Source organism: Methylobacterium variabile, from assembly GCF_001043975.1.
Classification (GTDB): Bacteria; Pseudomonadota; Alphaproteobacteria; order Rhizobiales; family Beijerinckiaceae; genus Methylobacterium; species Methylobacterium variabile.
This window is the reverse complement of the sequence record NZ_LABY01000152.1, coordinates 1-23,720: the sequence shown is the minus strand read 5'-3', so window position 1 is coordinate 23,720 and position 23,720 is coordinate 1. Positions and strand designations below refer to the sequence as shown.

Here is a 23,720-nt window from a genome sequence, read left to right as displayed (position 1 = left end):
CGATCATAAAATGACGCGGGCGGCCGCGGCCGCGATCACGGCTCCGCGAACGCGCGCGGCGCGGGAGGCCGGGTCGCGCCTCCGCCCCGGCCCGCGTTCACGCCTCGTTAGCCATCCCGGCCCGCCGACGACCGGCGGTGCCGAGTGCCCTCCCCTCTCTCCGGCGCACCGGGACGGCTGCCCGAGCGCCGGATGTCGGGCTTGCGCCGGACTTGCGGCGACTCGACTCCTTGTTCCGAATCGGTCCTATCTCTTCGCTAGCGGTGGTATGACGTAATCTGCTGTTTTACCGCTAACGAGAAGGGTCATGAACCAGCACGTCCCCTCGGGAGGCGCCGAGGCGTCCTCCAACCAGATCGCCTCGACCCATGCACGCCTCCTCGGCGGCAAGCTGCAGGACCTCGCGACCGGGTTCTATCCGCCCGCGGCGCAGAAGACCCTGCGGCGCTTCTCGGCCGGCGAGACGGCGCGCCTCCTCGGCATCACCGAGGCGCGGCTGCGCCAACTGCCCTTCGACCGCCTGACGCCGGACCTCGAGGTCGGGCCGGCGGGCCGGCGCTACTTCACCCTTGCCGAGATCAACGTCCTGCGGCGCCATCTCCACGAGATCGACCGGGTCGGGCGCGGCTACCTTCCCCACCGCGATCCCGCCAAGGGCGAGCACCTCCAGGTCATCGCGCTCACCAACTTCAAGGGCGGCTCGGCCAAGACGACGCACACGGCGGGCCTCGCCCATTATCTCGCGCTGCACGGCTACCGCGTGCTGGCGATCGACGCCGATCCGCAGGCCAGCCTCTCGACCCTGCTCGGCACGCGGCAGGACGACAGCGGCCCGACGATCTACGACGCGGTCCGCTACGGCGAGGGCCAGCGCCCGCTGCGGTCGGTCATCCGCAGCACCTACTTCGCGGGCCTCGACCTCGCGCCCGCGAACCTCGAACTCGAGGAGTTCGAGTTCTACGCCCCGCTGATGTCGACGGCGGAGCGGCGCAAGACCGCCGGGCCGCCGTTCTTCGCCCGGCTGCCGGTCGCCCTGGAGAGCGTCGCGGCCGATTACGACGTGGTGGTCATCGACTGCCCTCCCCGCCTCGGCTACTTCGCCATCTCGGCCCTGTGCGCGGCGACCGCGACCCTGATCACCGTGCATCCGCAGATGATCGACCTCGCGTCGATGCGGCAGTTCCTCACCATGATGAGCGACCTGATGGAGACGGTGCAGGAGGAAGGCGCGCCGCCGCCGTCCCAGGACTGGTTCCGCTACCTGATCACCCGCTACGATCCGCAGAGCGTCCCGCAGACCTCGGTCGTCGGCATGCTGCAGGACCTGTTCGGCGCCTACGTCCTGCCGAAGGCGATGCTGCAGACGCCGGCGGTCTCGACCTCGGGCCTCGTCGGGCAGACGATCTACGAGACCCCGCTGGGCAAGGACCGCAGCGACGAGGTCAGCCGGGCGACCTACCGGCGCGCGCTCGACGCGCTCGACGACGTGAACCGCGAGATCGAGATCCTGATCCGCCGCGCGTGGGGACGGGCATGAGCAAGAGCAAGAGCATCCGGGACCTGATGGCCCGGCGGGTGCCGGAGGCGGCGCCCGAGGCGGCGCCCCCAACGGAATCAACGGCTTCACCCCCGTTATCAGGTGATAACGCGCCGCCGGCCGCCAGGCGCGCGGGCGCGGCCCGCTCGTTCGGCGCGATGTGGCAGGAGCGGGAGCAGGCCCGCGTCGTCGCGGATGCGGAGCGTGACGGCGCGATCGTCGAGCTCGATCCGGACCTCTGCGACCCGTCCGCCATCGCCGACCGCGTGCCCGACTCCACCGACGCGGCGTTCGACGCCTTCGTGGAGCAGATCCGCGAGGAAGGCCAGCGCAGCCCGGCCCTCGTGCGCCCGAAGCCCGGCGCTCCCGGGCGCTACGAGATCGCCTACGGGCGCCGGCGCCGGCGCGCGGCACAGCTCCTCGGGCGGCCCCTGCGCGCCATCGTGCGGGCCCTGAGCGACACCGAGCTTCTCATCGCGCAGGGCTCGGAGAACCTGGCCCGCGCCGACCTCAGCTACATCGAGCGGGCGCATTTCGCGCACAACATGATGCAGGCCGGCGTCGCGCGCGACGTGATCGCCAAGGCGATGGGGACGCAGAACAGCAACCTGTCGAGCTACCTCGCTGTCGCCGAGGGCATCCCGGGCCCGGCCCTGGCCACGATCGGCCCGGCCCCGGGCGTCGGCCGGCCGCGCTGGCTCACCCTGGCGGACCGGATCAAGGCCGCAACGGGCGAGCAGGTCGAGGCCGCCCTCGCCTCGCCGGACCTCGCGGGCAAGACCTCGGACGAGCGCTTCGCCGTCGTGCTGGCCGCCCTCAACGCGGCGCCCCCGCCGAAGCGCAAGCCGAAGGCCGAGACGGTGAAGGACGCCAAGGGCCTGAAGTTCGCCCGCGTCGAGCGCAGCGCGGTCGGCGTGCGCGTCACGACGGACGAGGCGAGCGTGCCCGGCTTCGGCGACTACCTCGCCGAGCGCCTGCCCGAGCTCCTCGCGGCCTACCGGCAGAGCAAGGGCTAGCGCATTCCCGTCGGCGAAGCGGACCTCCGCTCGGCGCCGGGAACGCGAAGACCGTGACACGGGGCGGCGAGATCGGGCGCTGCCCCGGCCCCGCAACACCGGAGAAAGGAGACGAGGACACCGCAAAAAGAAAGGGCCCCCCGAACCGAAGCCCGGAAGACCCTCTCTGTCTCTCGCACATTCAGAGAATCACATCTCCCGGCACTTCGTCAACCCGTTTGGCGTCGATTCGGCGGATGCCCGGCCTTTGCCCGGTGCTCGGCCAGACGATGACCCTGCACATCACGACGCCCTTCGGGCGGCGTTCGCTGACGCCTGCGCAGATCCACGCGCAGGTGAACGCCGACGGCTGCCCACGCGGGACCTGCGTCCACAAATGGACGGTCTTTCGCGACATCGCGACCGCCCGCCTGGCCCTCGGCCTTAGCGACCGGACGCTCGCGGTCCTCGACGCGCTGCTCACCTTCCACCCCGAGACGGCGCTGTCGCTCGATGGCGGACCGGCGCTGGTCGTCTACCCGTCGAACGCCGCGCTCGGCCTGCGCGCGCACGGGATCGCCGAGGCGACCCTGCGGCGGGCGCTCGCCGCCCTGGTCGAGGCGGGCCTGATCATCCGGCGCGACAGTCCCAACGGGAAGCGCTACGTCCGTCGCGGGCCGGGCGGAGCGGTGGCGCAGGCCTTCGGCTTTGACCTGTCGCCGCTGGTCGCGCGCGCGGCGGAGCTCGCCGCCCTGGCCGAGGCCGTGCGGGCGCGGGCCCTGGCCCTGCGCGTGGCCCGCGAGCGCGTCACGCTGCTACGCCGGGACTGCGTGAAGCTGATCCAGGGCCTGGCGGAGGCCGCACCCGACCTCGCCGGACCGCTGCGGACCCGCTACGAGGCACTCGTGGCCGTCCTGCCGCGCGCACCGGATCTCGACGTCCTCGAGGATGTCGGCGCCGGCCTGGCCGAACTCGCCACGGATCTGGGCAAGTGGCTGATCGCCCGGACCAAAACCCCGGAAGCGAGCGGCAGTCCCGATCAGGGTGAGCGGCACGAACAGAGTTCAGACTCCGATGACCATGATTCTGAACCGGCGACCGGACCCGGGCGGGACGACGGGCCCGTGCCGGAGAAGGGCAGGGGCGCTCGTGGCCCGCGCCCGGCTCCGCCCGACGCCTGCCCGCTCGGGCTCGTCCTCGAGGCCTGCCCCGACATCCTGGCCTACGCGCGGGACGGGGTCCGATCCTGGCGCGACCTCGTCGCGGTGACGCGGTTCGTCCGGCCGATGATGGGGATCAGCCCGGATGCGTGGCGGGACGCCTGCGCGGTGATGGGTGAGGAGGCCGCTGCCGTCACCGTGGCGGCGATCCTGCAGCGCGCCGCGCACATCCGGTCGCCCGGCGGCTACCTGCGAGCGCTGGTGGACCGCAGGCGGTCGGGGCGGTTCAGCCTGGAGCCGGTCCTGCGGGCGTTGCAGCGCGAGCGGTTGCGATCGGGGCAGGTCGGCGCGTGAGAGGGCAGGGGGCCCTTGAGGGGAGACCACCCCGGGATTCAGGCGCGGCCGCGGGGGATGGGGCGCAAGGCAGCAGGGCGGTGCCCGGCCGCGCGGCCCTCCCGCGGCGGAGAACGCATCGATCTCGATGCAGGCGCTCGAACCTGCCGGGGACTTCCGCCGTTCATGTGCGGGGCGAACTCACGGAGCGACGGCGATGGGCATCTCGAGAGGAACGGGCCGGCCTGGACGAATTGTCGAGGTGGGCGTGCGCGGGCAGGCCCGCTACGCCAGGATGGCGAGCGGGGAGACGATCTGGTGGGGGTCGGAGGAGGACGTGCCTGACCAGGTGGCGCTCGCTGCATCGGCTCTCGCGGGGGAGGCGGGTCCGGCTCGCGGGACGCCCGACGGACAGCGGGCGGCGGTGTAGTCCGGCGGTTCTCTTGTCCGTCGCGGCCAGGGCCAATGGGAGCGCCGACGGGTGATGCACAGCCCGGGGTGCGCGCCCGTCATCGGGCACGGAGCAGGCCGCACGGTGATCGGCGCTCCCCGACCGGGATGAACTCCCGCACTGAACGCCGTCGAGAAGACGGCGGTCAGTGCATCAGCGTGGCGCAGCCTGCTCGTTGGCGGTGATGCTGCGCCCCGATACCCGCATGTACCGTCGTCCAGCGAGCGTCTTCGTGCCCTAGCGTAAGGTATCCGGCTGCATCAGGCCGGCGGCGGTCCTGTCATTCCATCTTACTGTGACGTCATGGGCATGACCGAGATCGATGGCTCCCGACTGTGGATACCTGCGTGGCGCGAGTTCTGGGATGAAGCGAAGCCTTAAGGCCGACTTAAGTGGTTCGCCGCGATCTTGGATTCTGCGAGAGGAAACGCCGAGGTCATAAGTCCGATGTCGATCAAATCCCGCCTCCTGTGCGGTTTCGCGGTGATGCTGACGTTGACCGCCGGCGTTGCAGCCTCGGGTTGGGTCAGTCTGTCCGGCTTCGCGCACCGCGTCGACACGGCGAATGCGGCGCAGACGCTCGCCGGCCAGGTCGGCGATCTCGCGCTGGCCGCCGAACGGGCGCTGCACGACGTCTCCGGCCAGGGCGACCGCGCCGTGACGGACAGCCTCGCGCAGGTCCGCGCCGGCTTCGCCACCGTCCGGGGAGCCGAGTCGATGGCCCGCGGCGCGGACGCCTTCGAGCGCACCCGCACCACCTACAAGTCGGAGCAGGACAAGAAGGCGCTGGTCCAGTCCGAGCACCTCGCCCTCATCGAGGAGTTACAGGCCGCCGCCGGCCGCATCGGCGAGACCCAGCAGGCCCGCCTGGCCGCGGCGAGCCAGGCCCTCCAGGAGAGCGTGGAAGCCCTCAAGGCCGCATCCACGGCCGGATCGCTCTCGAGCTCCGCGATCCGCGGCGCCCTCGAGATGCGCAACCTCGAGCAGGTTCCCGGGGCCGACCGCAGCGCGATCGGCGAGAAGTACCGCTTCCTCTCCGCGATCATCAAGCGTCTCGGCACGCAGGAGGAGATGCGCACGCCGGCCAAGGCCGCCCTCGACGCCCTGGACGACTACCTCGACGGCGTCGACTTGCCGCTGCAAGACATCGAGCGGGGCGAGAAGATCGCGACGTCGTTCGACGCGATCATGGCGGCCCTGCGGAACATCGAGCAGGTCCAGAGCGACGCCGGCAGCGCGGTCCAGACCCGCCTGCAGGAACAGCAGGACCGGGTCGAGCGCGCGGCGAAGCTGCTCGGTGCCAGCGCTGACGCGATCAACGCGTCCAAGTCGCTCCAGATCGCCGAGATCGCCCTGTTCTCGGCCCGGGACGAGGGGCGCGCGGTCGTCGCCGCGGCCGACGCGCTGATGAGGGCGGTCGAGACGATCCACCTTCTCGAGCCCGATCCGGCCGCACAGAAGACCATCAAGGATCTGATCGGGAAGGTCGGGGACATCAAGGGTAAGGTGTCCGGTGTCGTGGAGGCGAACGGCTCGCAGCGCCGGGTCCTCCGGGAGCGCGACGGGCACCTGACCACGCTCGTCTCCTCCGCCCGGGAGGTCGGCAACGGCGAACTCGCGCTGATCGGGTCCGAGCGGCGCGCCGCCGAGATCCTCCTGCTCATCGGGGTCGCCCTCGCGGCTCTCCTGGGCATCGCCGCGGCGTTGTGGCTCGCCCGCAGCATCGTGCGGCCGATCGGCCATCTCGGTTCGGCGATGCGGGCGCTCGCCGCCGGCGACCTGTCGGTCTCCGTCCCGGGCCGGGAGCGGCGCGACGAGATCGGCGGCATGGCCCGGGCGGTGGGCGTGTTCCAGGACGCGCTCGTCGCCAAGGCGAGGAGCGACGCCGAGACCGCGGCGGCCGCGCAGGCCGAGGCGGACCGGGCGCGCAGGCTCGGGGCGCTGACCGCGACGTTCGAGGAGACGATGTCGTCGTCGACCCACGGCCTGTCACGGGCCGCGGACACGATGCACGGCACGGCCGAATCCATGACCGCGGCGGCCGAGCGCACCAACGCCCGTTCCGCGGAGGTTGCCGATGCCGCCGAGCGCACCTCCGCCAACGTCGAGACCGTCGCCGCCGCGACCGAGGAGATGGCGATCTCGATCCGCGAGATCGCCCGCCAGGTCGCTCACTCGGCCGGCATGGCGACGACCGCGGTCGCTCGCGCCAGGGAAACCGACGCCACCATCGAGGCCCTGGCCGCCGGCGCCGACCGCATCGGCGAGGTCGTGGCCCTGATCCAGGGCATCGCCTCACAGACGAACCTGCTCGCGTTGAACGCGACCATCGAGGCGGCCCGGGCCGGCGAGGCGGGCCGCGGCTTCGCGGTCGTCGCCGCCGAGGTCAAGCAGCTCGCCGGCCAGACCGCCAAGGCCACCGAGGAGATCGGCGACCAGATCGCCCGCATCCAGGGCGCGACCCGCGAGGCCGTCGGGGCGTTGCGCGCGATCGGCGGCGTCATCAACGACATGTCCGACATCGCGACCAGCATCACCGCGGCCATGGAGCAGCAGGGCGCGGCGACCCAGGAGATCGCCCGCAACGTCGGTGAGGCGGCGCATGGGACGCAGGTGGTCTCGACCGGCATCCGCGACGTGCGGCGCGATGCCGAGGAGGCGGGGGAGACCGCCGCTCGCGTGCTGACCGCGGCCGAGGCGCTCGCCGGGACCGCGACGGGCCTGCGCGGCGAGGTCGATGCCTTCCTCGACGGGGTGCGGGCAGCTTAGCGCGGCTTCATCCGATTCCGCATCGCTCGGGATGGAGCGCCCGTCCTGCCTCCGGGCCGGAACGCGCACCACCCCGAGCCCCCGGCACGACGCCGACCGGCGCACCCGCCGCGTCGCCCGACGCCGCTGCGCGGTCGAACGGGCCCGCGCGCCGGACGCCCTGTCGTCGGCCCGTCGATGGCAGGGCGCGCCGGTATGAAAGGACCGCGAGGCCGGCCGCGCTCGCGGCATCCTGTTCACGCCCCGGGGCCGCGGGAAGGCGCATCGCTGGGCAGTCCGCGCCGCGATTTTCGAGGCGGCGCGCGGCCCGGGTCGCGGTCGCGCCCAGTATGTTCGTGATTTGATGGGTTACCGCAGGTGATGGCAGCGCCTCGATGCTACGCTTATGCTTGAGCGCGGCGTGTATTCCGGAACAATTGAGAGCGCGAGGAGTTGTCGTCGACTGATCCGCAATCTCAATCGAGAGGACGATCGATGGGTATGGTGCTCTTCCTCATCCTCGCGTGCGGGCTTCCCGGGTTGATGCTGCTGTACATACGACGGCGCGTCCCGGACGCGGCGTGGGCGGGATTCGCGATGACGTCACCGAGGCATGCGGCACCCGTTGAGCGCGGCGGTGAGCGCACGGGCTACATCGGCGGCGCCACGTCTGACGGTTCCGCCGCTCGGAGCCGGAGCGAGAGCGTGTCGATGCAAGGCGCCGACATCGAGCATGGATTGACTGGCAACGCGGCTCGCCCGGACGACACCGAGCGGAGGCCGGACGCGACGACCCCGGACCGCGGCACGCCCGACCATGAGCAGGGGAGGGGGGATCACGGCGAGGGATGACCGCGCGCCGAGGGATCGTGATCACCGCGACGGTTCGAGCGCCGATCCGTTCGGGCGCCTCCGCTGGCTCGCCGAGCTTGGCTGACGTCTGGCAGAGTAGGGCGACAGCGACGAGCCTCAGAACGCCAGGCGTAGCGCGCCGCCGTCGACCGGGATCGTCGTGCCGGTGATGTAGCTCGCTCCTTCCGAGGCAAGAAACGCGATCAGTGCCGCGGCCTCGTCGGGCTCGCCGAAGCGCCCCGCGGGAATGTTCTGCGCGATGTAGGCGCGGCGCGCGTCCTCCGTCGGATGCAGGCGATCGAGGATCTGGGGCGAGTTGATCCGGCCCGGAGCGACGCAGTTCACGGTCACCCCGCGGCCGGCGAAGGCGGCGGCTGCGGATTTGGACCAGCTCTCCAGCGCGGCCTTGGCCGGGGTCGCGGCATTGAAGCTCTTGGCGACGACGGCACCCGAGACGTTGATGATCCGTCCCCAGCCCCGCTCCAGCATGGCGGGCGCCAGCGCCTCCGTCAGCCGCCGGGCGGCGAGGAAGTTCAGCCGGAAGCCCTCGTCCCAGGCGGCTTCGTCATCCCACGCCTCGAGGGGGCGCGAGCCCCCGGCATTGTTGACGAGGACGTCGACGTGCCGTCCTGCCTCGCGCAGCAGGGCCTCGGACAGCCGCTGCGGACCCTCTGCCTCCGCCAAGTCGGCCGTGAGCACCACGGGCGCCCGGCCGCCCGCGGCAGTGACGGCGGCGGCCAGTTCCTCGAGCGGCGGTCGCGAGCGGGCCGACACCACGACCTGCGCCCCTTCCGCCGCGAGCGCCATCGCCGTCGCCCGGCCGATGCCGGTGCTCGCACCAGTGACCAGGCAGACTTTATCAGCAAGGCGCAGATCCATCGTCATCTCCGGGTTACGGTCGGCTCAGGCTCGTCGGGAGGCGCCGTGACACGGCCCCGCGAGCACCGCCCTGGGCACGGGGCCGAGGGCTGCTCCCAGTGTGTAAGCCAACGTCCGCCTCATGTCAGAGCCTCGTGCCGGCGAGCGGGCCAGGGCACGGCGCTCGGCCTGGATCCACAGGCCCGAGCTTTTTGCGCCGGCGCCCGTCCGGGCTCAGCGGGCGCCTCCGAGCGAGGCCGTTCACGGTGCTGCACTACGACAGCCATAGCGGTGGCCTCCCGGCTGTGGCACGTGCCCACGCTGGGAGGACGGTCGACCGCGCAGGATCCCTGCGCCGGTCGGTCCGGCCACGCCAAGGTCGGCGTCCGACGGGACGGTACGGATCGGTGACCGTCGTGCGGAAAGCGCCGGGGCAGGGGCCGGGACACCTGATGGTTTCCTCGTCCGGCGCAAGAACGAGGATTGAGGACGGTGTCTGTGCTCTCGGGTCGTGTCGCCGCGCCGGCAGGCGCTGCCGGTGGTGTCGCGATGATGCTGCTCGGCGTGTTGCTCTTCGCGTTGAACGACACCATGGGCAAGTGGCTGCTCGGCACCTACGCGGTCGGTCAGCTCATGCTGGTGCGAAGCGTCGCCGGTCTGTGCGTCATGGCGCCGGCCATCCAGCGGGTCGGCCTGAGCGGGTTCCGCGGTGCGCCGCGCCCTGGGCTGCAGGTGCTGCGGGCGGCGTGCTCCACGCTCGAGGCGTCGCTCTTCTTCTGGGGGGTCAGCACGCTGCCCCTGGCCGAGGTCATGACCTACTACATGGCGGGCCCGATCTACGTCACCGCCCTCTCGCCCCTGCTGCTCGGGGAACGCGTCGGCTGGCGCCGCTGGGCCGCGATCGTGGCGGGGTTCTGCGGGGTCGTCCTCGCGCTGCACCCCTCGCCGGGCTCCCTGTCCTTCGGGGCGGTCTGCGCCCTGCTCGGCAGCTTCTTCTACGCGCTCTTCCTCATCACCACGCGCAAGCTGGCGGCTGTTTCCGGAACCATCCTGATGACCGGCCAGCTCCTGTCATCGCTGATCTTCGGGGCAGCCTTCGTGCTGGTTTATGGGTGGACCTCGCCCGGGCCGGTGGACCTCGCCCTGATGCTGCTCCTCGGTATCGGGTCGCTGTCCGGCAATCTGTGCGTCAACCAATCGCTGCGCATGGCGCCGGCGACGACGGTCGTCCCGTATCAGTACACCCTGATCCTGTGGGGCATGCTCTTCGGCTACGTGTTCTTCGGCGAGATGATCGGACCGCTCACAGTGGCTGGAGCCGGCATCATCGTCGCCAGCGGCATGTTCATCTTCCTGCGCGAGCAACAGGGGCTGCGGCGCAGCCCGACACGGCAGCGTGCGGCCGTCCCGGTGACGATCGCGAAGACGCATGATCTCGACTGAGCAGGGAGCGCCGACAGCGGCCGAAACGAGGTGAGACTTCCTTGCGCCTGACCTGATCGAGGCACGTCGCGACCCGGGGAGCATCCGAAGGCCGCCTCGCCGCGCCCGACCCATCCATCGGCCTGCGCGTCGCCAGGACCAGCACACTTGACTCATAATATTAGGAGTCCTAATTAAAACGCATGGACCACGCAGCCGACCCAGATCCCGTCCTGATCCGCCTCCGCGAGGGCTTCGAGCGCATCGCGCTGGTGCTGCGTGCCGATCTGTGGGCCGCCGCAGGTGACGCCGGCCTGAACCCGGCTCAGGCGCAGGTGCTCGCGCTCCTCGCGGCACGTCCGGCCGGTCTGCGGGCCAAGGCGATCGCAGCCCACCTCGCCGTCTCGGCGCCGAGCATGGCCGACACCCTCTCGGCGCTCGAGCGCAAGCGCCTCCTGCAGCGGACGCCCGATCCGGCCGATGCCCGTGCGGTGATCGCCCGCCTGACGGAGGAGGGACGTGCCCTCGGGCGTGCCTTCGCCTCGGCGACCTCGCAGGTGATGGTGGCCCTGGCGCGGTTGTCGCCGGGCGAGCAGGCCGACCTCCTGCTCACCCAGATCAAGCTCATCCGGACCTTGCAGCAGGCCGGGGCCATCCCGGTCCAGCGAATGTGCGTCAGCTGCCGCCACTTCCGGCCGAACGCCCATCCGGCCGAGGCCCGCCCCCATCACTGCGCCTTCGTGGACGCCCCGATCGGGACCCGGGATCTCCGGCTCGATTGCGGCGAGCATGAAGCGGCCGATCCCGACGTTCAGGCTGCCACCTGGACGTCCTTCGCGGACGGATCGCCGCCCCTCCGAGCACCCGCCGACGACTGAGAAGGACCACGTGTCATGATGACGAAGAAGGCATGGGGCGTCGGCCCCGTGGCGGCCGCCCTGTGCGCGCTCTCGACCGGCACACTCTCGACCGGCACACTTGCCGAGCCCATCCGCACGCAGCCCAACGAGGCGGTCCTGGCGTCGTTCGACATCGTCGAGACGACGATCGTGACCCGGGGCGACACCGCCGTGTTCACGACCCGCGTCCGCGGCGAGGCCGGCAGGGACAAGCCCGATGCCACGGGCCGGTTCGAGGGATCCAGCGTCTACGCCTACGTCTGGCCGACGACCCTCGACAGCGGCGCGATCGGCTTCGACAAAGCGCAGGGCATTGTCGCGCTCGCCGTCACCTTCCACCCCGATTTCGACGACGCGGCCAATGGCGGCGTGAACCGGCACGTCTGGCACCCGCACTGGGTCGTGCTCGCCAAGGACGGCGCCTGCGGCGGCGGCCTGAAGGTGATCGACATTCCGAAGGGCGCGAGGCCGAAGGTTCCGCCGACCTGGCCGAACGTGCCGCTCCTGATCGACAGCCCGGACTACCCGACGGCCCTGCGGGGCGACGCGGTTCAGGTCGAGATCCCGGTCTCGCTGATCACCGGCATCAAGGGCGCGTCGTTCGACGGGGTGACCTCCGGCCTCAAGGTCAACGGCAACCTGCACGCGCCGCTGCTCTGCGTCAGCGACGTCTTCAAGGTCGCCTCCAGCAACCTGTCGCTGCCGGGCAAGGTGAGCCCGCAGAAGTAGCGTCGACGGCAGGAAGCGGTCCGGCGACTGCCATCGCCGGACCGCGGAAGGTCCCCCTCCGAGCATCAGAGAAGGAATGGCGATCATGGCACATGTCGACCTCGTCGATCCAGACCCGCCGGCCGCACCGCGCAGGCCGGCCTCGCCTTCGAGCGATGGGCCATCCAGCGTGATGGCGATCATGCGCAGGGTTGCCGCGGTGCCGCTCCTCGGCGCCGCGCTTCTCTCGGGCCTGGCTCTTCCGACCGTGGCGCGCGCTGCGGACGCGCAGGGCCTGGTGGATGCCCTGAGGACGGTCGCCGGCAAGCCGCCGGGCGTGCGCGCCACCTTCGCCAGGGGCCAGTGCGTGCGCGGCACCTACACGCCCTCCGCCGACGTCGGCGCCGTCACGCGCTCGATCAGCTTCACGCGGCCCTGGCCCCTGGTCGGTCGCTTCTCGGTCGGCGGTGGCAATCCCGCCGTGCCTGACACGGCCAGGACCGTCCTGCGCGGCTTCTCGATCAAGATCCTGTCGGACGGAGGCGACACGCACCTGCTGTTCGAGAATGCCCCGGTGCATTTCGCCAGGACCCTCGATCAGATGCTCGGCTTCCTGCAGGCCCGCGCTCCGCGGGCCGACGGCAAGCCCGACCAGGAGGCGATCGCATCCTTCGCGAAGGCCAATCCGGAGACGACCCGCCAGGCCGCCTTCGTGGCGGCCAAGCCCCTGCCCGCGAGCTATGCCGGCATCGTCTATTGGGGCGTGCACACGTTCACGGGCGTGAGTGCCGCCGGCCAGGCGGTGCCCTTCAAGTTCAAGGTGGTTCCCGCGGCGGGCGAGCTCGCCCTGAGCGACGAGGAGGCGAGGAGCAAGCCGCCCCAGTTCCTGGCCGCCGAGCTGGCGGAGCGGCTGTCCCGGAATCCCGTGAGGTTCGACGTCATGGCCCTGCTCGCCGAGCCCGGCGACGACTTGGCGGCGGACGTCACGCAGCGGTGGAGGAACGAGGATGACAGGCGGGCGGTGAGGCTCGGCACGATCGCCGTGATGGCCGTCGAGCCGAACGAGACTTGCGACGACGGCATCTTCGATCCGGGCCAGCTGGCGGACGGCATCGGTGCACCGAAGGACGAGATCTTCACGGCGCGTCGCACGGCCTACGGCCTCTCCTTCGGCCTGCGCGCGAAGTGATCACCCGCGGCCGGCGACTGCCATCGCCGGCCCGCCGCGCAACCCCCTCCGAGCCAGCGAGACGCGCCATGCAGCCGACCGCCATCGCCATCCGCCACGTTGCCTTCGAGGGGCTCGGGATCCTCGAGCCGGTTCTGCGCCGGGCCGGCTACGGACTCCGGACCTGTGACGCGGGCATCGACGACCTCCGGGCCATCGAGCCGACGCGGGACGACCTCCTCATCGTGCTCGGCGGCCCGATCGGGGCCTGCGAGGACGACCGCTACCCGTTCCTGACGGAGGAACTGCACGTCATCGAGCGCCGCCTCGCGGCCGGCCGGCCGACGCTTGGGATCTGCCTCGGGGCTCAGCTGATGGCGCGCGCCCTTGGCGCCCGCGTCCATCCGGTCCCCGCCAAGGAGATCGGCTGGGCGCCGCTCACGCTGACGGCGGCCGGTCGCTCCTCGCCGCTCGCCCACCTCGACGGCCGGGCCGTGCTGCACTGGCACGGCGACACCTTCGACCTGCCGCCGGGCGCCGCGCTGCTCGCCTCCACCGACGCCTGCGCGCACCAGGCCTTCGCGCTCGACCGCCACGCGCTCGGCCTGCAGTTCCACGGCGAGGCCGAGGCCGCCGACATCGAGCGCTGGCTGATCGGCCACGCCTGCGAGATCGCCGCGGCCGGCCTCGATCCGCGCCGGCTCAGGGCCGACAGCGCGCAGCACGGCCCGCGGCTCCGCGAGGCGGGCGCCCGGCTCTTCAGCGACTGGCTCGCCGGCCTCGACCGCACCTGAACGGAGGACGACATGACGGATAACGCACCCGAGCTGGACACGGGCCGCTGGTTCAACGCGTCCGGGCCGCTCACCCTCGCGGCCTTGCGGGGCAAGGTCGTCGTGCTGCACGCCTTCCAGATGCTGTGCCCGGGCTGCGTGGCTCACGGCACGCCGCAGGCCGAGACGCTGCACCGGATGTTCGCGAGGAGCGGCGAGGTCGTGGTGATCGGCCTGCACACGGTCTTCGAGCACCACGCCGCCATGACCGAAGCGGCCCTCGAGGCGTTCATCCACGAGTACCGTCTGACCCTGCCCGTCGGTGTCGACCGGCCCGGCGAGGACGGCCCGATCCCCCGGACGATGCGGCGATACGGCATGCGCGGGACGCCGAGCACGATCGTGATCGACCGCGACGGCGTGGTTCGCGAGCACGCCTTCGGACAGGTCGACGACCTCGCGCTCGGGGTTCTCGTGGGATCGCTGGTGGCGGCGTCGGCGGTGTCGACGGCGCGGGCGGAAGTCTCGGGCAGGTGCGACGACACGGGCGGATGCGACGACACCGGCTGCCCGCTGCCCGCGACATCCGCCCCATGATCGCGCCGGTCCGGCCCGTCGTGCTCGCTGGACCGGTCGCGCCGCTCGGGCCTGACGGTCCGCCGAGCGGCATCGCCAAGCGCCCGGTTCCCGGGCCCTGGCGGATCACGGCGACGGGGATCGCGGGCGATGCGCAGGGCGACCTCCGCTACCACGGCGGTCCCGAGAAGGCGCTGCACCATTATCCGCTGGACCACTACCCGGCCTGGGCCGCCGAGATCGGCGACCATCCGCTCCTCGCGGCGCCCGGCGCCTTCGGCGAGAATCTCTCGACCGCCGGATGGACGGAGCACGATGTCTGCATCGGCGACGTCGTCCGCTTCGGCTCCGCGCTCCTGCAGGTCAGCCAGGGACGCCAGCCCTGCTTCAAGCTCGACCGGCGCTTCGGCCGACCCGGTCTGGCGCTCGCCGTGCAGAGGACGGGGCGCACGGGTTGGTACTGGCGAGTGCTGACGGAGGGTGTCGCCGAGCCGGGCGACGCCCTCGCGCTGTGCGAGCGCTCGCGGCCCGCTTGGCCGCTCGCGCGCCTGATCCGCCTCCTCTACGTCGACACGCGCAACTGGCCCGACCTGGAAGCCGCAGCGGCCCTTCCGGAACTGGCGGAGAGCTGGCGGATGCTCGCCCGCCGGCGGCTGGAGACCGGTGCGGTGGAGGACTGGTCCCGCCGAACGACCGGCATCGCGTGATCCGCTGATCGCGCCCGGAGGGATGGCGCGGTGCGGGAGCGGCTCTCCGCGCGCAGCGCAGCCTTCGACCCCGGATCGCGGGATCCCGTCAAGCCCGGCGGGCGGGGAGGGGGCCCGCCGCGACGTCCGCGGGCGCCCGGCTCGCGCTCGTCCGGCAATCTCGTTGCTTAGGCAACAGATCGGTTGCCACGGCAACAGGCCTGTGAGAGATTCCGGCGTGAGAGCGAACACTCGCCCGCCCCGGAGGAAACGATGCGCGAGGCTCAGCCATGAGCGCGGGAGGCACCATCGTCGTGGTCGGAGCCGGCCAGGCCGGTTTCCAGGCCGCCGCGTCGCTGCGCGAGGCGGGCTTCGACGGATCGCTCACGATCGTGGGTGACGAGCCGGTCGCGCCCTACCAGCGTCCGCCGCTGTCCAAGGCCTACCTCGCCGGCAAGGCGACCGCCGGGACCCTGGCGCTCCGGCCCGCGAGCTTCTACGCCGATCATCGCATCGCGCTCCGGCTCGGCACCCGGGCCGCCGCCCTGGACCGGGCGGGCAGGCAGGTCGCGCTCGCGTCGGGCGAGCGCCTGGCCTACGACCATCTGATCCTCGCGACGGGGGCCCGCAACCGTCCCCTGCCGGTCCCGGGCGCCGACCTCGCCGGCGTGCTTCAGCTTCGCACGCTGGCGGATGCCGACAGCATCCAAGCGCGTCTGGCGGGCGTCGAGACCGTCGTCGTGGTGGGTGCGGGCTTCATCGGCCTCGAATTCGCCGCCGTGGCGGCGGCACGCGCGATCGCCGTCACGGTGGTCGAGGCGGCCGGGTCGGTGATGTCGCGTGCGGTCTCCCAGGCGACCTCGGCCTTCTTCCGGCAGGCCCACGAGGCGGCCGGGATCCGCTTCGTCCTCGGCGCGAGCGCTGAGCGCATCGCGGGTGCGGACGGGCGCGTCACCGCGGTCGAGACCACCGACGGCCGCTCGCTCCCCGCGGATCTTGTCCTCGTCGGCATCGGCGTCGTGCCGAACGCGGACCTCGCGGCCGAGGCGGGCTTGGCGGTCGCCGACGGCATCCTCGTCGACCACACCCTCCTGACCTCCGACCCGGCGGTCTCGGCGATCGGCGACTGCGCCGTGTTCCCGAGCCCCTTCGCCGGACGGGCGCCGACACGGATCGAATCGGTCCAGAACGCCGTCGATCAGGCCCGGTGCGTTGCGGCCCGCCTTACCGGCCGGGCGGCCCCCTACGCCGCCCTGCCGTGGTTCTGGAGCGACCAGGGCCGCCTGAAGCTGCAGATCGCCGGTCTCGCCAGGCCGCACGACCGCGCCGTGACCCGGGGCGATCCGGCGACCGGCGCGTTCTCGGTCTTCTGCTACCGGCACGGGCACCTCGTCGGGGTCGAGTCGGTCAACAGGCCGGCCGACCACATGATCGCCCGACGGCTGATCGCCGAGCGCCTGCCGCTGGCACCCGAGCAGGCAGCCGATCCCGCCTTCGACCTGCGGGCGCTGGTCAGGGCCGCGGCGGCCGCCTGAGACGCCTGGCCATCCCGCTCACTCCCGGTGCTTCCGCCTGGGATTTTCGGACGTCGTCACGGCAGGCAGGTTCGCGTGCAGGCGGTTCAGAAGATCGATCAGGGTGTCCCGCTGCTCCGGCGTCAGGCAGGCCGTCAGGCGCCGCTCCCGCTCCAGCGCCACGACGATGATCTCGTCGTGCAGCGTCTCGCCCTTGCCCGTGAGGCGGATCAGGCGCCGGCGCGCGTCGTCCGGATCCTCGCCCACGGCGACGAGGTCCCGCCGCTCCATCGAGGCCAGGGTCCGGCTCACCGGCCCCTTGTCGAACCCGATCACCTGGCAGATGCGCGCGGCCGGGATGCCGGGCTCGATGGCGAGCAGGGACATGATCCGCCACTCGGTGACGTTCACGCCGAAGCGGCGCTGGTAGGTCGCGCTCGCGGAGTGCGACAGCTTGTTGGCGACGAAGGTCAGGAGCGCCGGCACGTACCGCTCCAGGTCGAGCCGCGGCCCGGGCGCCGCGCCCGCTGCCGTCGCCTGGTCGCTCGCCCGACGGGCCGCGTACCCTGCGCGATCCGCTGTCATCTCCACCCCGGCTGCCATCCGTGCCCGACGTTATGGCTCGGCCGCCGGGCGGCGTCGAGGCTCGGTTCGAGATTCGGCCGGGAGAGCCAGGCTCGATTGTCCGGTTCACGATGTCACCAAATCGAGGGAAGAACAGGGGAGGATCGATGATGATGGAACGACAGCAGGGATCGGTCCCGGCCGCACCCGCGACCTTGCTCGCCGGCGCGGTGCACGTCTCGGGCGCACCGGTCGTCGACGTGGATCCGTTCTCGACCGAGTTCTTCGAGGACCCCCACCGCATCCACGAGGCCCTGCGGGAGGCCGGACCGGTGGTGTGGCTGCCGCGCTGGAGCGTGCACGCGGTCGCGCGCTACGAGGAGGTGCGGGCCGTGCTGCACGATCCGGCGACCTTCTGCTCCGGCCGCGGCGTCGGCTTGAGCGACTTCGCCAAGGAGAAGCCCTGGCGACCGCAGAGCCTGATCCTGGAGGCCGACCCGCCGGCGCACGGGCGCACGCGCGCGGTCCTGAACCGGGTCCTGTCGCCGGCCGTGATGAAGACCCTGCGCGAGCGCTTCCAGGCGGCGGCGCACCGGCTCGTCGACGCGCTCGTGGCCCGCGGCGAGATCGACGCCGTCGCCGACCTCGCCGAGGCGTTCCCGCTCTCGGTCTTCCCGGACGCGGTCGGGCTGCGCGAGGAGGGGCGCGAGCACCTGCTGCCCTACGCGGGCCTCGCCTTCAACGCCTTCGGGCCGCCCAACGAATTGCGGCAGCGCGCGCTCGACACCGCGGCGCCCCACGTCGCCTGGGTCATGGAGCAGTGCCGCCGCGAGAACCTCAAGCCCGGCGGCTTCGGGGCGGCGATCCACGAGGCGGCCGATGCCGGCGCCATTACCCACGACGAGGCGCCGCTGCTCGTGCGCTCGCTGCTGACGGCGGGCCTCGACACCACCGTGAACGGGATCGGGGCCGCGATCTACTGCCTCGCCCGGTTCCCCGAGGCCTGGGCGGCCCTGCGGGCCGATCCGGGTCTCGCCCGCGCGGCCTTCGAGGAGGCGGTGCGCTTCGAGAGCCCGGTGCAGACCTTCTTCCGCACCACGACGCAGGCTGTCGAGATCGGCGGGGCCCGCCTCGACGAGGGCTCCAAGGTGCTGATGTTCCTCGGCGCCGCCAACCGCGACCCGCGCCGCTGGGACGAGCCCGACCGCTACGACCCGACCCGCTCGACGGTCGGCCATGTCGGCTTCGGGTCCGGCATCCACATGTGCGTCGGCCAGCTCCTCGGCCGCCTCGAGGGCGAGGTGATGCTCTCCGCGCTCGCCGCCAAGGTGGGCTCGATCACGATCACCGGCCCGGTCGTGCGCCGGTACAACAACACCCTGCGCGGGCTCGAGCGCCTGCCCGTCACGCTGACGGCCGCCTGAGGGAGGACGCCCCATGCCGACCATCACCTTCATCCGCCCGGACGGCGCGCGCCGGGATCTGGCCGTCGCGGAGGGCACGAGCCTGATGCAGGGCGCGACCTCCCAGGGCCTCGACGGGATCGTGGCCGAGTGCGGCGGCAACGCGATGTGCGCCACCTGCCACGTCTACGTCGACGAGGCCTGGGCCGGGCGCCTGCCGCCGCTGTCGGAGGACGAGGACGCCCTGCTCGAGGGCGCCGCCGCCGAGCGCCTGCCGACGAGCCGGCTGTCCTGCCAGATCGTCGCCACGGCCGACCTCGACGGGCTCGTGGTGCGCCTGCCCGACCGGCAGGTCTGACCGAGACGACAACACAGTGAGGGGAGGACAACGATGCGCAAGGTGATGCGGGCCGCACTGCTCGCGACGACGCTGCTCGCAGCCGGCTCGGCCGCGGCGGAGATCTCGGACGGCGTGGTGCGGATCGGCGTGCTGACCGACATGTCCGGGCCGTTCCAGGACACCAACGGCCAGGGCTCGGTCGAGGCCGCCCGCATGGCGGCCGAGGACTTCGCCGGCGGGGGCAAGGGCATCCGGGTCGAGATCGTCGGCGCCGACCACCAGAACAAGGCGGATGTCGGCTCGTCCATCGCCCGCAAGTGGCTCGACATCGAGAAGGTCGACGCGGTGGTGGACGTGCCGAACTCGTCGGTGGGACTTGCCGTCAACGCGCTCCTGCGCGACACCCGGATGGCGTTCCTCGCCTCCGCCACCGCCACCTCGGACCTCACCGGCAAGGCCTGCTCGCCCAACACGGTGCAGTGGGTCAACGACGCCTGGGCGACCGGCAACACGACCGCCGCCGCCATGATGAAGCGCGGCGGCACCTCCTGGTACTTCCTGACCGTGAACTACGCGCTCGGCCAGGGCATCGAGGCGGAGGCGAGCCGCTACGTCGAGACCCATGGCGGAACCGTGAAGGGGGCGAGCCGCCACCCGCTCGGCACGGCCGACTTCTCGTCCCTGCTGCTGCAGGCGCAAGGCTCGGGCGCGAAGGTCGTCGGGCTCGCCAACGCGGGCGCGGACGCGATCAACATCGTCAAGCAGGCCAACGAGTTCGGGCTGAAGCAGGCCGGGCAGTCGCTGGTGGCGTTCCTGGTCTTCATCAACGACGTGCACGCGATGGGCCTCAAGGACGCGCAAGGATTGCTCCTGACCGAATCGTTCTACTGGGACATGAGCGACGAGACCCGGGCCTTCGCCAAGCGCTTCGCGGCCCGGCCCGGCCAGGCCGGCAAGGTCCCGAGCGGCAACCAGGCGGGCGTCTACTCGGCGACGCTCGCCTACCTCGACGCGGTGACGCGCACCGGCAGCGACGACGCCCGGACCGTCGTGGCGGAGATGAAGCGCAAGCCCCCGCGCGACCGGCTGTTCGGCGACCTGACCGTGCGTCCGGACGGACGGGCGATCCACCCGATCTACCTGTTCGAGGTGAAGAAGCCCGGCGAGTCGAAGGGAGCGTACGACTACTACAAGCTCGTCGACACGATCCCGGCGGACCAGGCCTTCCGGCCGATGGCGGAGGGCGGCTGCCCGATGGTGAAGTGATCCGCCTTCCGGGCGGTTGCTCCGGAAGGCGGATCGCGAGCCTGCGTGGCGACGCTTCGCCCGCCCCAGCGAAGTCGGAATCCGCAGTGCGGATGCGATCTCGCGCAGGTCGACTGACGCGATCATACGAAATCTCGTCCACGCCGCCGGCCTGCTGCGGGTCGGCCGCCTCGGCGCGATGGCGCCGGAGGACGGGGCCACGATGTGGCGGCTCCACGTCGAGGCGGCGACGCGGCTCGCCGATATCCTGGTCTCGCGCATGGGAGCGGACGGCCGGGTTGTCCTCATCGGCAGCCGCACCGCCGCCGGCGCGGCCGGACGGAGCGCCTACGCGGCCTCGAAGGCGGCGCTGGTCGGGCTCGCGCGCTCCTGGGCCGCCGAGCTGATGCCGCGCGGCATCACCGCCAACGTCGTCGCTCCTGCGGCCACCGAGACTCCGATGCTGACCGATCCGTCCCGGGGACGCTCGCCCCGAAGCTGCCGCCCCTCGGGTGGTTCATCCAGCTCGAGGAGGTCGCGGCGGCGGTCGCCTACTTCCTGTCGCCCGAAGCGGCGGCGATGACGGGGCAGCAACTGGTGATCTGCGGCGGGAGCTCCTTGTGAGCGTCCCCGCGCCCGCCGACAGGCGGGGCCGACCGACGGAGCCCTGAGCGAAGGCGCGCTCCGGCTCGGCGCCGGCTCGCTGGTCGCGCGCTGCGCCGGTTCGGGCTGAGCCAGCGCCCTTGCACGAGTCCGCTCGACGGTGCTGCGGTATCACCGGTTCACCATCCGGCTCAGCACGTCGGCGAGCGTCAACGTGAACAGGATCGCCGCCCAGAACAGGCCGCAGGTGGCGACGAGGCGGACGAGGGCGCCGGCGCGCTTCAGCTGCATGAAGACCAGGGCGACGAGCACCGTCTTGGCACCGGCGATCCCGAACCCCACGGCGGTGTCGATGCGCCCGTACGGCCAGTAGGCGGCCCAGGCGCTCAGGGCGAGGAGCGCCATCAGGGCGGCCCAGACCCAGAGGTTGCGGCGCCAGAGGGCGCCGGGAGTCTCGGTGCCCGGAGTGTCGGAGCCCGCGCTCATCCGGACCGCCCCGGCAGGTAGAGCATCGGGTAGAGGAACACCCACACTAGGTCGACGAGGTGCCAGTAGAGCGCCGTCACCTCGACCTGCGGGTTCTCGGCGAGGAAATCGGGATCGCGCCAGCCCCTGATCGTGAGCCGCGCCACGAGCGCGATGCCGATGCTGAGATGGATCGCGTGGACGACCGTGACGAGCCAGTAGAAGGCGAAGAAGATCTGGGCCGGAGCCTGCTTCAGTGCGAAATGCGCGCCCGGCACCAGGTGCTTCTCGATGTCCTCGCGGTACTCGAACCCCTTCACGACCAGGAAGGCGAGGCCGAGGGCGGCGGTGGCGGCGAGGCACCAGAGGGTGAGGCGGCGAAACAGCCCCTTCTCGGCCGCCTGCGAGGCGACCGCCATGGTCAGGCTGCTGGTGAGCAGGATCGCGGTGTTGAGGGTGCCGTAGACGATGTTGGTCTCGCGGCCCGCTGCCGCGAACGCCTCCTGGTTCGCGAGGCGGGCCGCCGTGTAGGTCAGGAACAGGGCCCCGAAGAACAGCACCTCGCTCGCCAGGAAGACCCAGATCCCGAGGGTGGCGCCGTCGCGCTGGCGCGCGAAGGCGGTCTCGTGGTCGGTCTCGAGCTCGCTCCAGGGCTCGCGCAAGCGAGCTTCGAGATCGGTGTGACTCTCGCGCAAGCGGGCTTCGAGATCGGTGCGACTCTCGCGCAAGCGGGCTTCGAGGTCGGCGGCGCTCACGTCAGCGATCCTTGCGAGGGCAGGCGCGGCTGATCGTGGACCGGCGCGACGCCCTCCGGATGGTAGTTGTACGGCCCGCCCTGGACCCGCGGCGAGCCGAAGAAGTTCTGCCGCGGCGGCGGCGAGGAGGTGCGCCACTCGAGCCCGCTCGCGTCCCACGGGTTGTTCGTCGCCCGCTCCCCGAACAGCAGCGACCAGGTGAGATAGCCGAGCGGCATCAGGTAGGCGGCGGCGAGCACGGCCGCGCCGGCCGAGGAGAGGACGTTCCAGATCTGGAATTCCGGCGGGTAGACGTGGTAGCGCCGTGGCATGCCGAGATAGCCGGCGATGAATTGCGGGAAGAAGGTCAGGTTGAAGCCGAAGAACATCAGGATCGCGGCGAAGCGGGCCCAGGTCTCGGGGTAGGTCCGGCCGGTGATTTTCGGCCACCAGAAGTGCAGGCCGCCGAAATAGGCGGAGACCGAGGCGCCGACCATGATGTAGTGGAAGTGCGCGACGACGAAATAGGTGTCCTGGACGTGGACGTCGATCGGGATCGAGGCGAGGAACAGGCCGGTGAGGCCGCCGAGCGTGAACAGCCCGACGAATCCGAGCGCGTAGAGCATCGGCGACTCGAACCCGACCTGGCCGCGATAGAGCGTGCCGGTCCAGTTGAACACCTTGATGGCGGAGGGCACCGCCACGATGAACGACAGGAACGAGAACACCAGGGCGGCGTAGGGCGACATCCCTGAGGTGAACATGTGGTGGCCCCAGGTGAAGAAGCCGATCACCGCGATCGCCACCAGGGCGTAGACCATGAAGGTGTAGCCGAAGACCTTGCGCCGGGCAAAGCAGGTAATCAGCTCCGAGACCACGCCCATCGCCGGCAGGACCATGATGTAGACGGCCGGGTGCGAGTAGAACCAGAACAGGTGCTGGAACAGGATCGGGTCGCCGCCGCGGGCCGGATCGAAGATCGGCAGCCCGAAGGTGCGCTCGGCGAAGACGAGGAGCAGGGTCACGGCGAGCACCGGCGTCGCCAGCACGAACATCAGGCTCGTCGTGTACATCGCCCAGACGAAGAGCGGCAGGCGGAACCACGTCATGCCGGGCGCCCGCAGCAGGTGGATGGTGCCGATGAAGTTCACCCCCGTGGCGATCGACGAGAAGCCGGTGGTGAACACCCCGAGCACGGTGAGCGAGACCCAGGTGTTGGAGAAGACGGTGGAATAGGGGACGTAGAAGGTCCAGCCGGTATCGACGCCGCCCAGGATGAGCGCCGCGACCGCCAGCAGCCCGCCGCCGACGTTCAGGTACCAGCTCACGAGGTTGAGCTTCGGGAAGGCGACGTCACGCGCCCCGATCATCAGCGGCAGCAGGAAGTTGCCGAGCGTGTTGGGAATGCTCGGGATCAGGAAGAACCACACCATCACCACGCCGTGCAGCGTGAACAGCTTGTTGTAGGTGTCGGCCCGGAGCACGTCGGCTTCAGGGGTCGCGAGTTCGAGCCGTACCAGCGTGGCGGCCGCCCCGCCGATGAAGAAGAACAGCGTGATGGTGATCGCGTAGAGGATCGCGATCCGCTTGTGGTCGATGGTGAGCAGCCAGGAGCGGACGCTGTGCCCGTCGGCGAGGTAGCTGACCGGGAGGCGCAGATCGAGTTCGTCCGGGTCGGCGAGGCCG

General features: G+C 71.5%; 22 protein-coding genes and 1 pseudogene. 18 read left to right on the top strand and 5 right to left on the bottom strand.

Annotated elements, in window-relative coordinates:
* Nucleotides 1-307 precede the first annotated feature (307 nt).
* From repA to VQ02_RS20855, 5 genes are all read left to right on the top strand, one after another.
* Nucleotides 308-1,537, top strand: coding sequence for a plasmid partitioning protein RepA (gene repA / locus VQ02_RS20880; protein WP_048446136.1), 1,230 nt, complete (start codon nucleotides 308-310; stop codon nucleotides 1,535-1,537).
* Complete coding sequence (gene repB / locus VQ02_RS20875; RefSeq protein ID WP_048446135.1) at nucleotides 1,534-2,553, top strand: plasmid partitioning protein RepB; 1,020 nt, start codon at nucleotides 1,534-1,536, stop codon at nucleotides 2,551-2,553. The genes repA and repB overlap by 4 nt, the downstream gene beginning before the upstream one ends.
* A gap of 236 nt (nucleotides 2,554-2,789) precedes the next feature.
* A complete protein-coding gene (gene repC / locus VQ02_RS20870) occupies nucleotides 2,790-4,046 on the top strand; it encodes a plasmid replication protein RepC (RefSeq protein WP_245239803.1) in 1,257 nt (418 codons plus the stop codon).
* An 877-nt stretch (nucleotides 4,047-4,923) separates the two neighbouring features.
* Nucleotides 4,924-7,245: a methyl-accepting chemotaxis protein gene (locus VQ02_RS34850; protein ID WP_053080480.1), complete on the top strand. Its 2,322-nt coding sequence runs from the start codon at nucleotides 4,924-4,926 to the stop codon at nucleotides 7,243-7,245.
* A 480-nt stretch (nucleotides 7,246-7,725) separates the two neighbouring features.
* Nucleotides 7,726-8,076 carry a hypothetical protein gene (locus tag VQ02_RS20855; protein WP_053080479.1) on the top strand — a complete coding sequence of 117 codons (351 nt, stop codon included), beginning with the start codon at nucleotides 7,726-7,728 and terminating at the stop codon, nucleotides 8,074-8,076.
* 117 nt (nucleotides 8,077-8,193) lie between these two features.
* On the opposite strand, the gene VQ02_RS20850 is transcribed toward VQ02_RS20855, so the two are convergent.
* Nucleotides 8,194-8,955: an SDR family NAD(P)-dependent oxidoreductase gene (locus tag VQ02_RS20850; protein WP_048446132.1), complete on the bottom strand. Its 762-nt coding sequence runs from the start codon at nucleotides 8,953-8,955 to the stop codon at nucleotides 8,194-8,196.
* A gap of 528 nt (nucleotides 8,956-9,483) precedes the next feature.
* On the opposite strand from VQ02_RS20850, the gene VQ02_RS20845 reads away from it, so the two are divergent.
* The 8 genes from VQ02_RS20845 (at nucleotide 9,484) to VQ02_RS20810 (ending at nucleotide 16,701) form a co-directional block, all read left to right on the top strand.
* Nucleotides 9,484-10,377, top strand: coding sequence for a DMT family transporter (locus tag VQ02_RS20845; RefSeq protein WP_063838504.1), 894 nt, complete (start codon nucleotides 9,484-9,486; stop codon nucleotides 10,375-10,377).
* A 182-nt stretch (nucleotides 10,378-10,559) separates the two neighbouring features.
* Complete coding sequence (locus tag VQ02_RS20840) at nucleotides 10,560-11,234, top strand: MarR family winged helix-turn-helix transcriptional regulator (RefSeq protein ID WP_048446130.1); 675 nt, start codon at nucleotides 10,560-10,562, stop codon at nucleotides 11,232-11,234.
* Between the two features lie 18 nt (nucleotides 11,235-11,252).
* The gene (locus VQ02_RS20835; protein ID WP_083469345.1) at nucleotides 11,253-11,984 is read left to right on the top strand and encodes a hypothetical protein; all 732 of its coding nucleotides are present in this window, start codon (nucleotides 11,253-11,255) and stop codon (nucleotides 11,982-11,984) included.
* Nucleotides 11,985-12,165: 181 nt separating this feature from the next.
* Nucleotides 12,166-13,152: a catalase gene (locus VQ02_RS20830; protein ID WP_048446146.1), complete on the top strand. Its 987-nt coding sequence runs from the start codon at nucleotides 12,166-12,168 to the stop codon at nucleotides 13,150-13,152.
* A 68-nt stretch (nucleotides 13,153-13,220) separates the two neighbouring features.
* On the top strand, nucleotides 13,221-13,925 hold the full coding sequence (locus VQ02_RS20825; protein ID WP_048446129.1) for a glutamine amidotransferase: 705 nt from the start codon (nucleotides 13,221-13,223) through the stop codon (nucleotides 13,923-13,925).
* Between the two features lie 12 nt (nucleotides 13,926-13,937).
* Entirely contained in the window at nucleotides 13,938-14,501 is a 564-nt protein-coding gene (locus tag VQ02_RS20820) for a peroxiredoxin family protein (protein ID WP_048446128.1), read from the top strand.
* Nucleotides 14,498-15,187, top strand: a complete 690-nt coding sequence (locus tag VQ02_RS20815; RefSeq protein ID WP_048446127.1) for an MOSC domain-containing protein — start codon at nucleotides 14,498-14,500, stop codon at nucleotides 15,185-15,187. The genes VQ02_RS20820 and VQ02_RS20815 overlap by 4 nt, the downstream gene beginning before the upstream one ends.
* Before the next feature lie 269 nt (nucleotides 15,188-15,456).
* A complete protein-coding gene (locus tag VQ02_RS20810) occupies nucleotides 15,457-16,701 on the top strand; it encodes an NAD(P)/FAD-dependent oxidoreductase (RefSeq protein WP_048446126.1) in 1,245 nt (414 codons plus the stop codon).
* 18 nt (nucleotides 16,702-16,719) lie between these two features.
* Here the strand turns inward: VQ02_RS20810 and VQ02_RS20805 are convergent, their stop codons facing one another.
* The gene (locus tag VQ02_RS20805; RefSeq protein ID WP_048446145.1) at nucleotides 16,720-17,265 is read right to left on the bottom strand and encodes a MarR family winged helix-turn-helix transcriptional regulator; all 546 of its coding nucleotides are present in this window, start codon (nucleotides 17,263-17,265) and stop codon (nucleotides 16,720-16,722) included.
* A gap of 146 nt (nucleotides 17,266-17,411) precedes the next feature.
* Here VQ02_RS20805 and VQ02_RS20800 point away from each other — a divergent pair, with 146 nt between their 5' ends.
* The 5 genes and pseudogenes from VQ02_RS20800 to VQ02_RS39800 all read left to right on the top strand — a co-directional run bounded on the left by VQ02_RS20800 (nucleotide 17,412) and on the right by VQ02_RS39800 (nucleotide 20,856).
* A complete protein-coding gene (locus VQ02_RS20800; RefSeq protein ID WP_083469342.1) occupies nucleotides 17,412-18,668 on the top strand; it encodes a cytochrome P450 in 1,257 nt (418 codons plus the stop codon).
* A gap of 13 nt (nucleotides 18,669-18,681) precedes the next feature.
* Nucleotides 18,682-19,005: a 2Fe-2S iron-sulfur cluster-binding protein gene (locus tag VQ02_RS20795; protein WP_048446125.1), complete on the top strand. Its 324-nt coding sequence runs from the start codon at nucleotides 18,682-18,684 to the stop codon at nucleotides 19,003-19,005.
* 33 nt (nucleotides 19,006-19,038) lie between these two features.
* Nucleotides 19,039-20,253: an ABC transporter substrate-binding protein gene (locus tag VQ02_RS20790; protein WP_048446124.1), complete on the top strand. Its 1,215-nt coding sequence runs from the start codon at nucleotides 19,039-19,041 to the stop codon at nucleotides 20,251-20,253.
* 16 nt (nucleotides 20,254-20,269) lie between these two features.
* Nucleotides 20,270-20,644, top strand: a pseudogene (locus tag VQ02_RS39805) (SDR family oxidoreductase); the annotation flags it as partial.
* Complete coding sequence (locus VQ02_RS39800) at nucleotides 20,623-20,856, top strand: SDR family oxidoreductase (protein ID WP_280818956.1); 234 nt, start codon at nucleotides 20,623-20,625, stop codon at nucleotides 20,854-20,856. The pseudogene VQ02_RS39805 and the gene VQ02_RS39800, both read left to right, overlap by 22 nt.
* Before the next feature lie 150 nt (nucleotides 20,857-21,006).
* Here VQ02_RS39800 and VQ02_RS20785 read toward each other — a convergent pair whose 3' ends face one another.
* The 3 genes from VQ02_RS20785 to ctaD all read right to left on the bottom strand — a co-directional run.
* On the bottom strand, nucleotides 21,007-21,321 hold the full coding sequence (locus VQ02_RS20785; protein ID WP_048446123.1) for a cytochrome C oxidase subunit IV family protein: 315 nt from the start codon (nucleotides 21,319-21,321) through the stop codon (nucleotides 21,007-21,009).
* Nucleotides 21,318-21,995 (bottom strand): cytochrome c oxidase subunit 3, encoded by a 678-nt coding sequence (locus VQ02_RS20780; RefSeq protein ID WP_048446143.1) that lies wholly within the window; start codon nucleotides 21,993-21,995, stop codon nucleotides 21,318-21,320. The genes VQ02_RS20785 and VQ02_RS20780 overlap by 4 nt, the downstream gene beginning before the upstream one ends.
* Before the next feature lie 56 nt (nucleotides 21,996-22,051).
* Nucleotides 22,052-23,720 (bottom strand): cytochrome c oxidase subunit I (gene ctaD, locus VQ02_RS20775; RefSeq protein WP_245239802.1); only part of this gene is annotated, 1,669 nt, incomplete at its 5' end.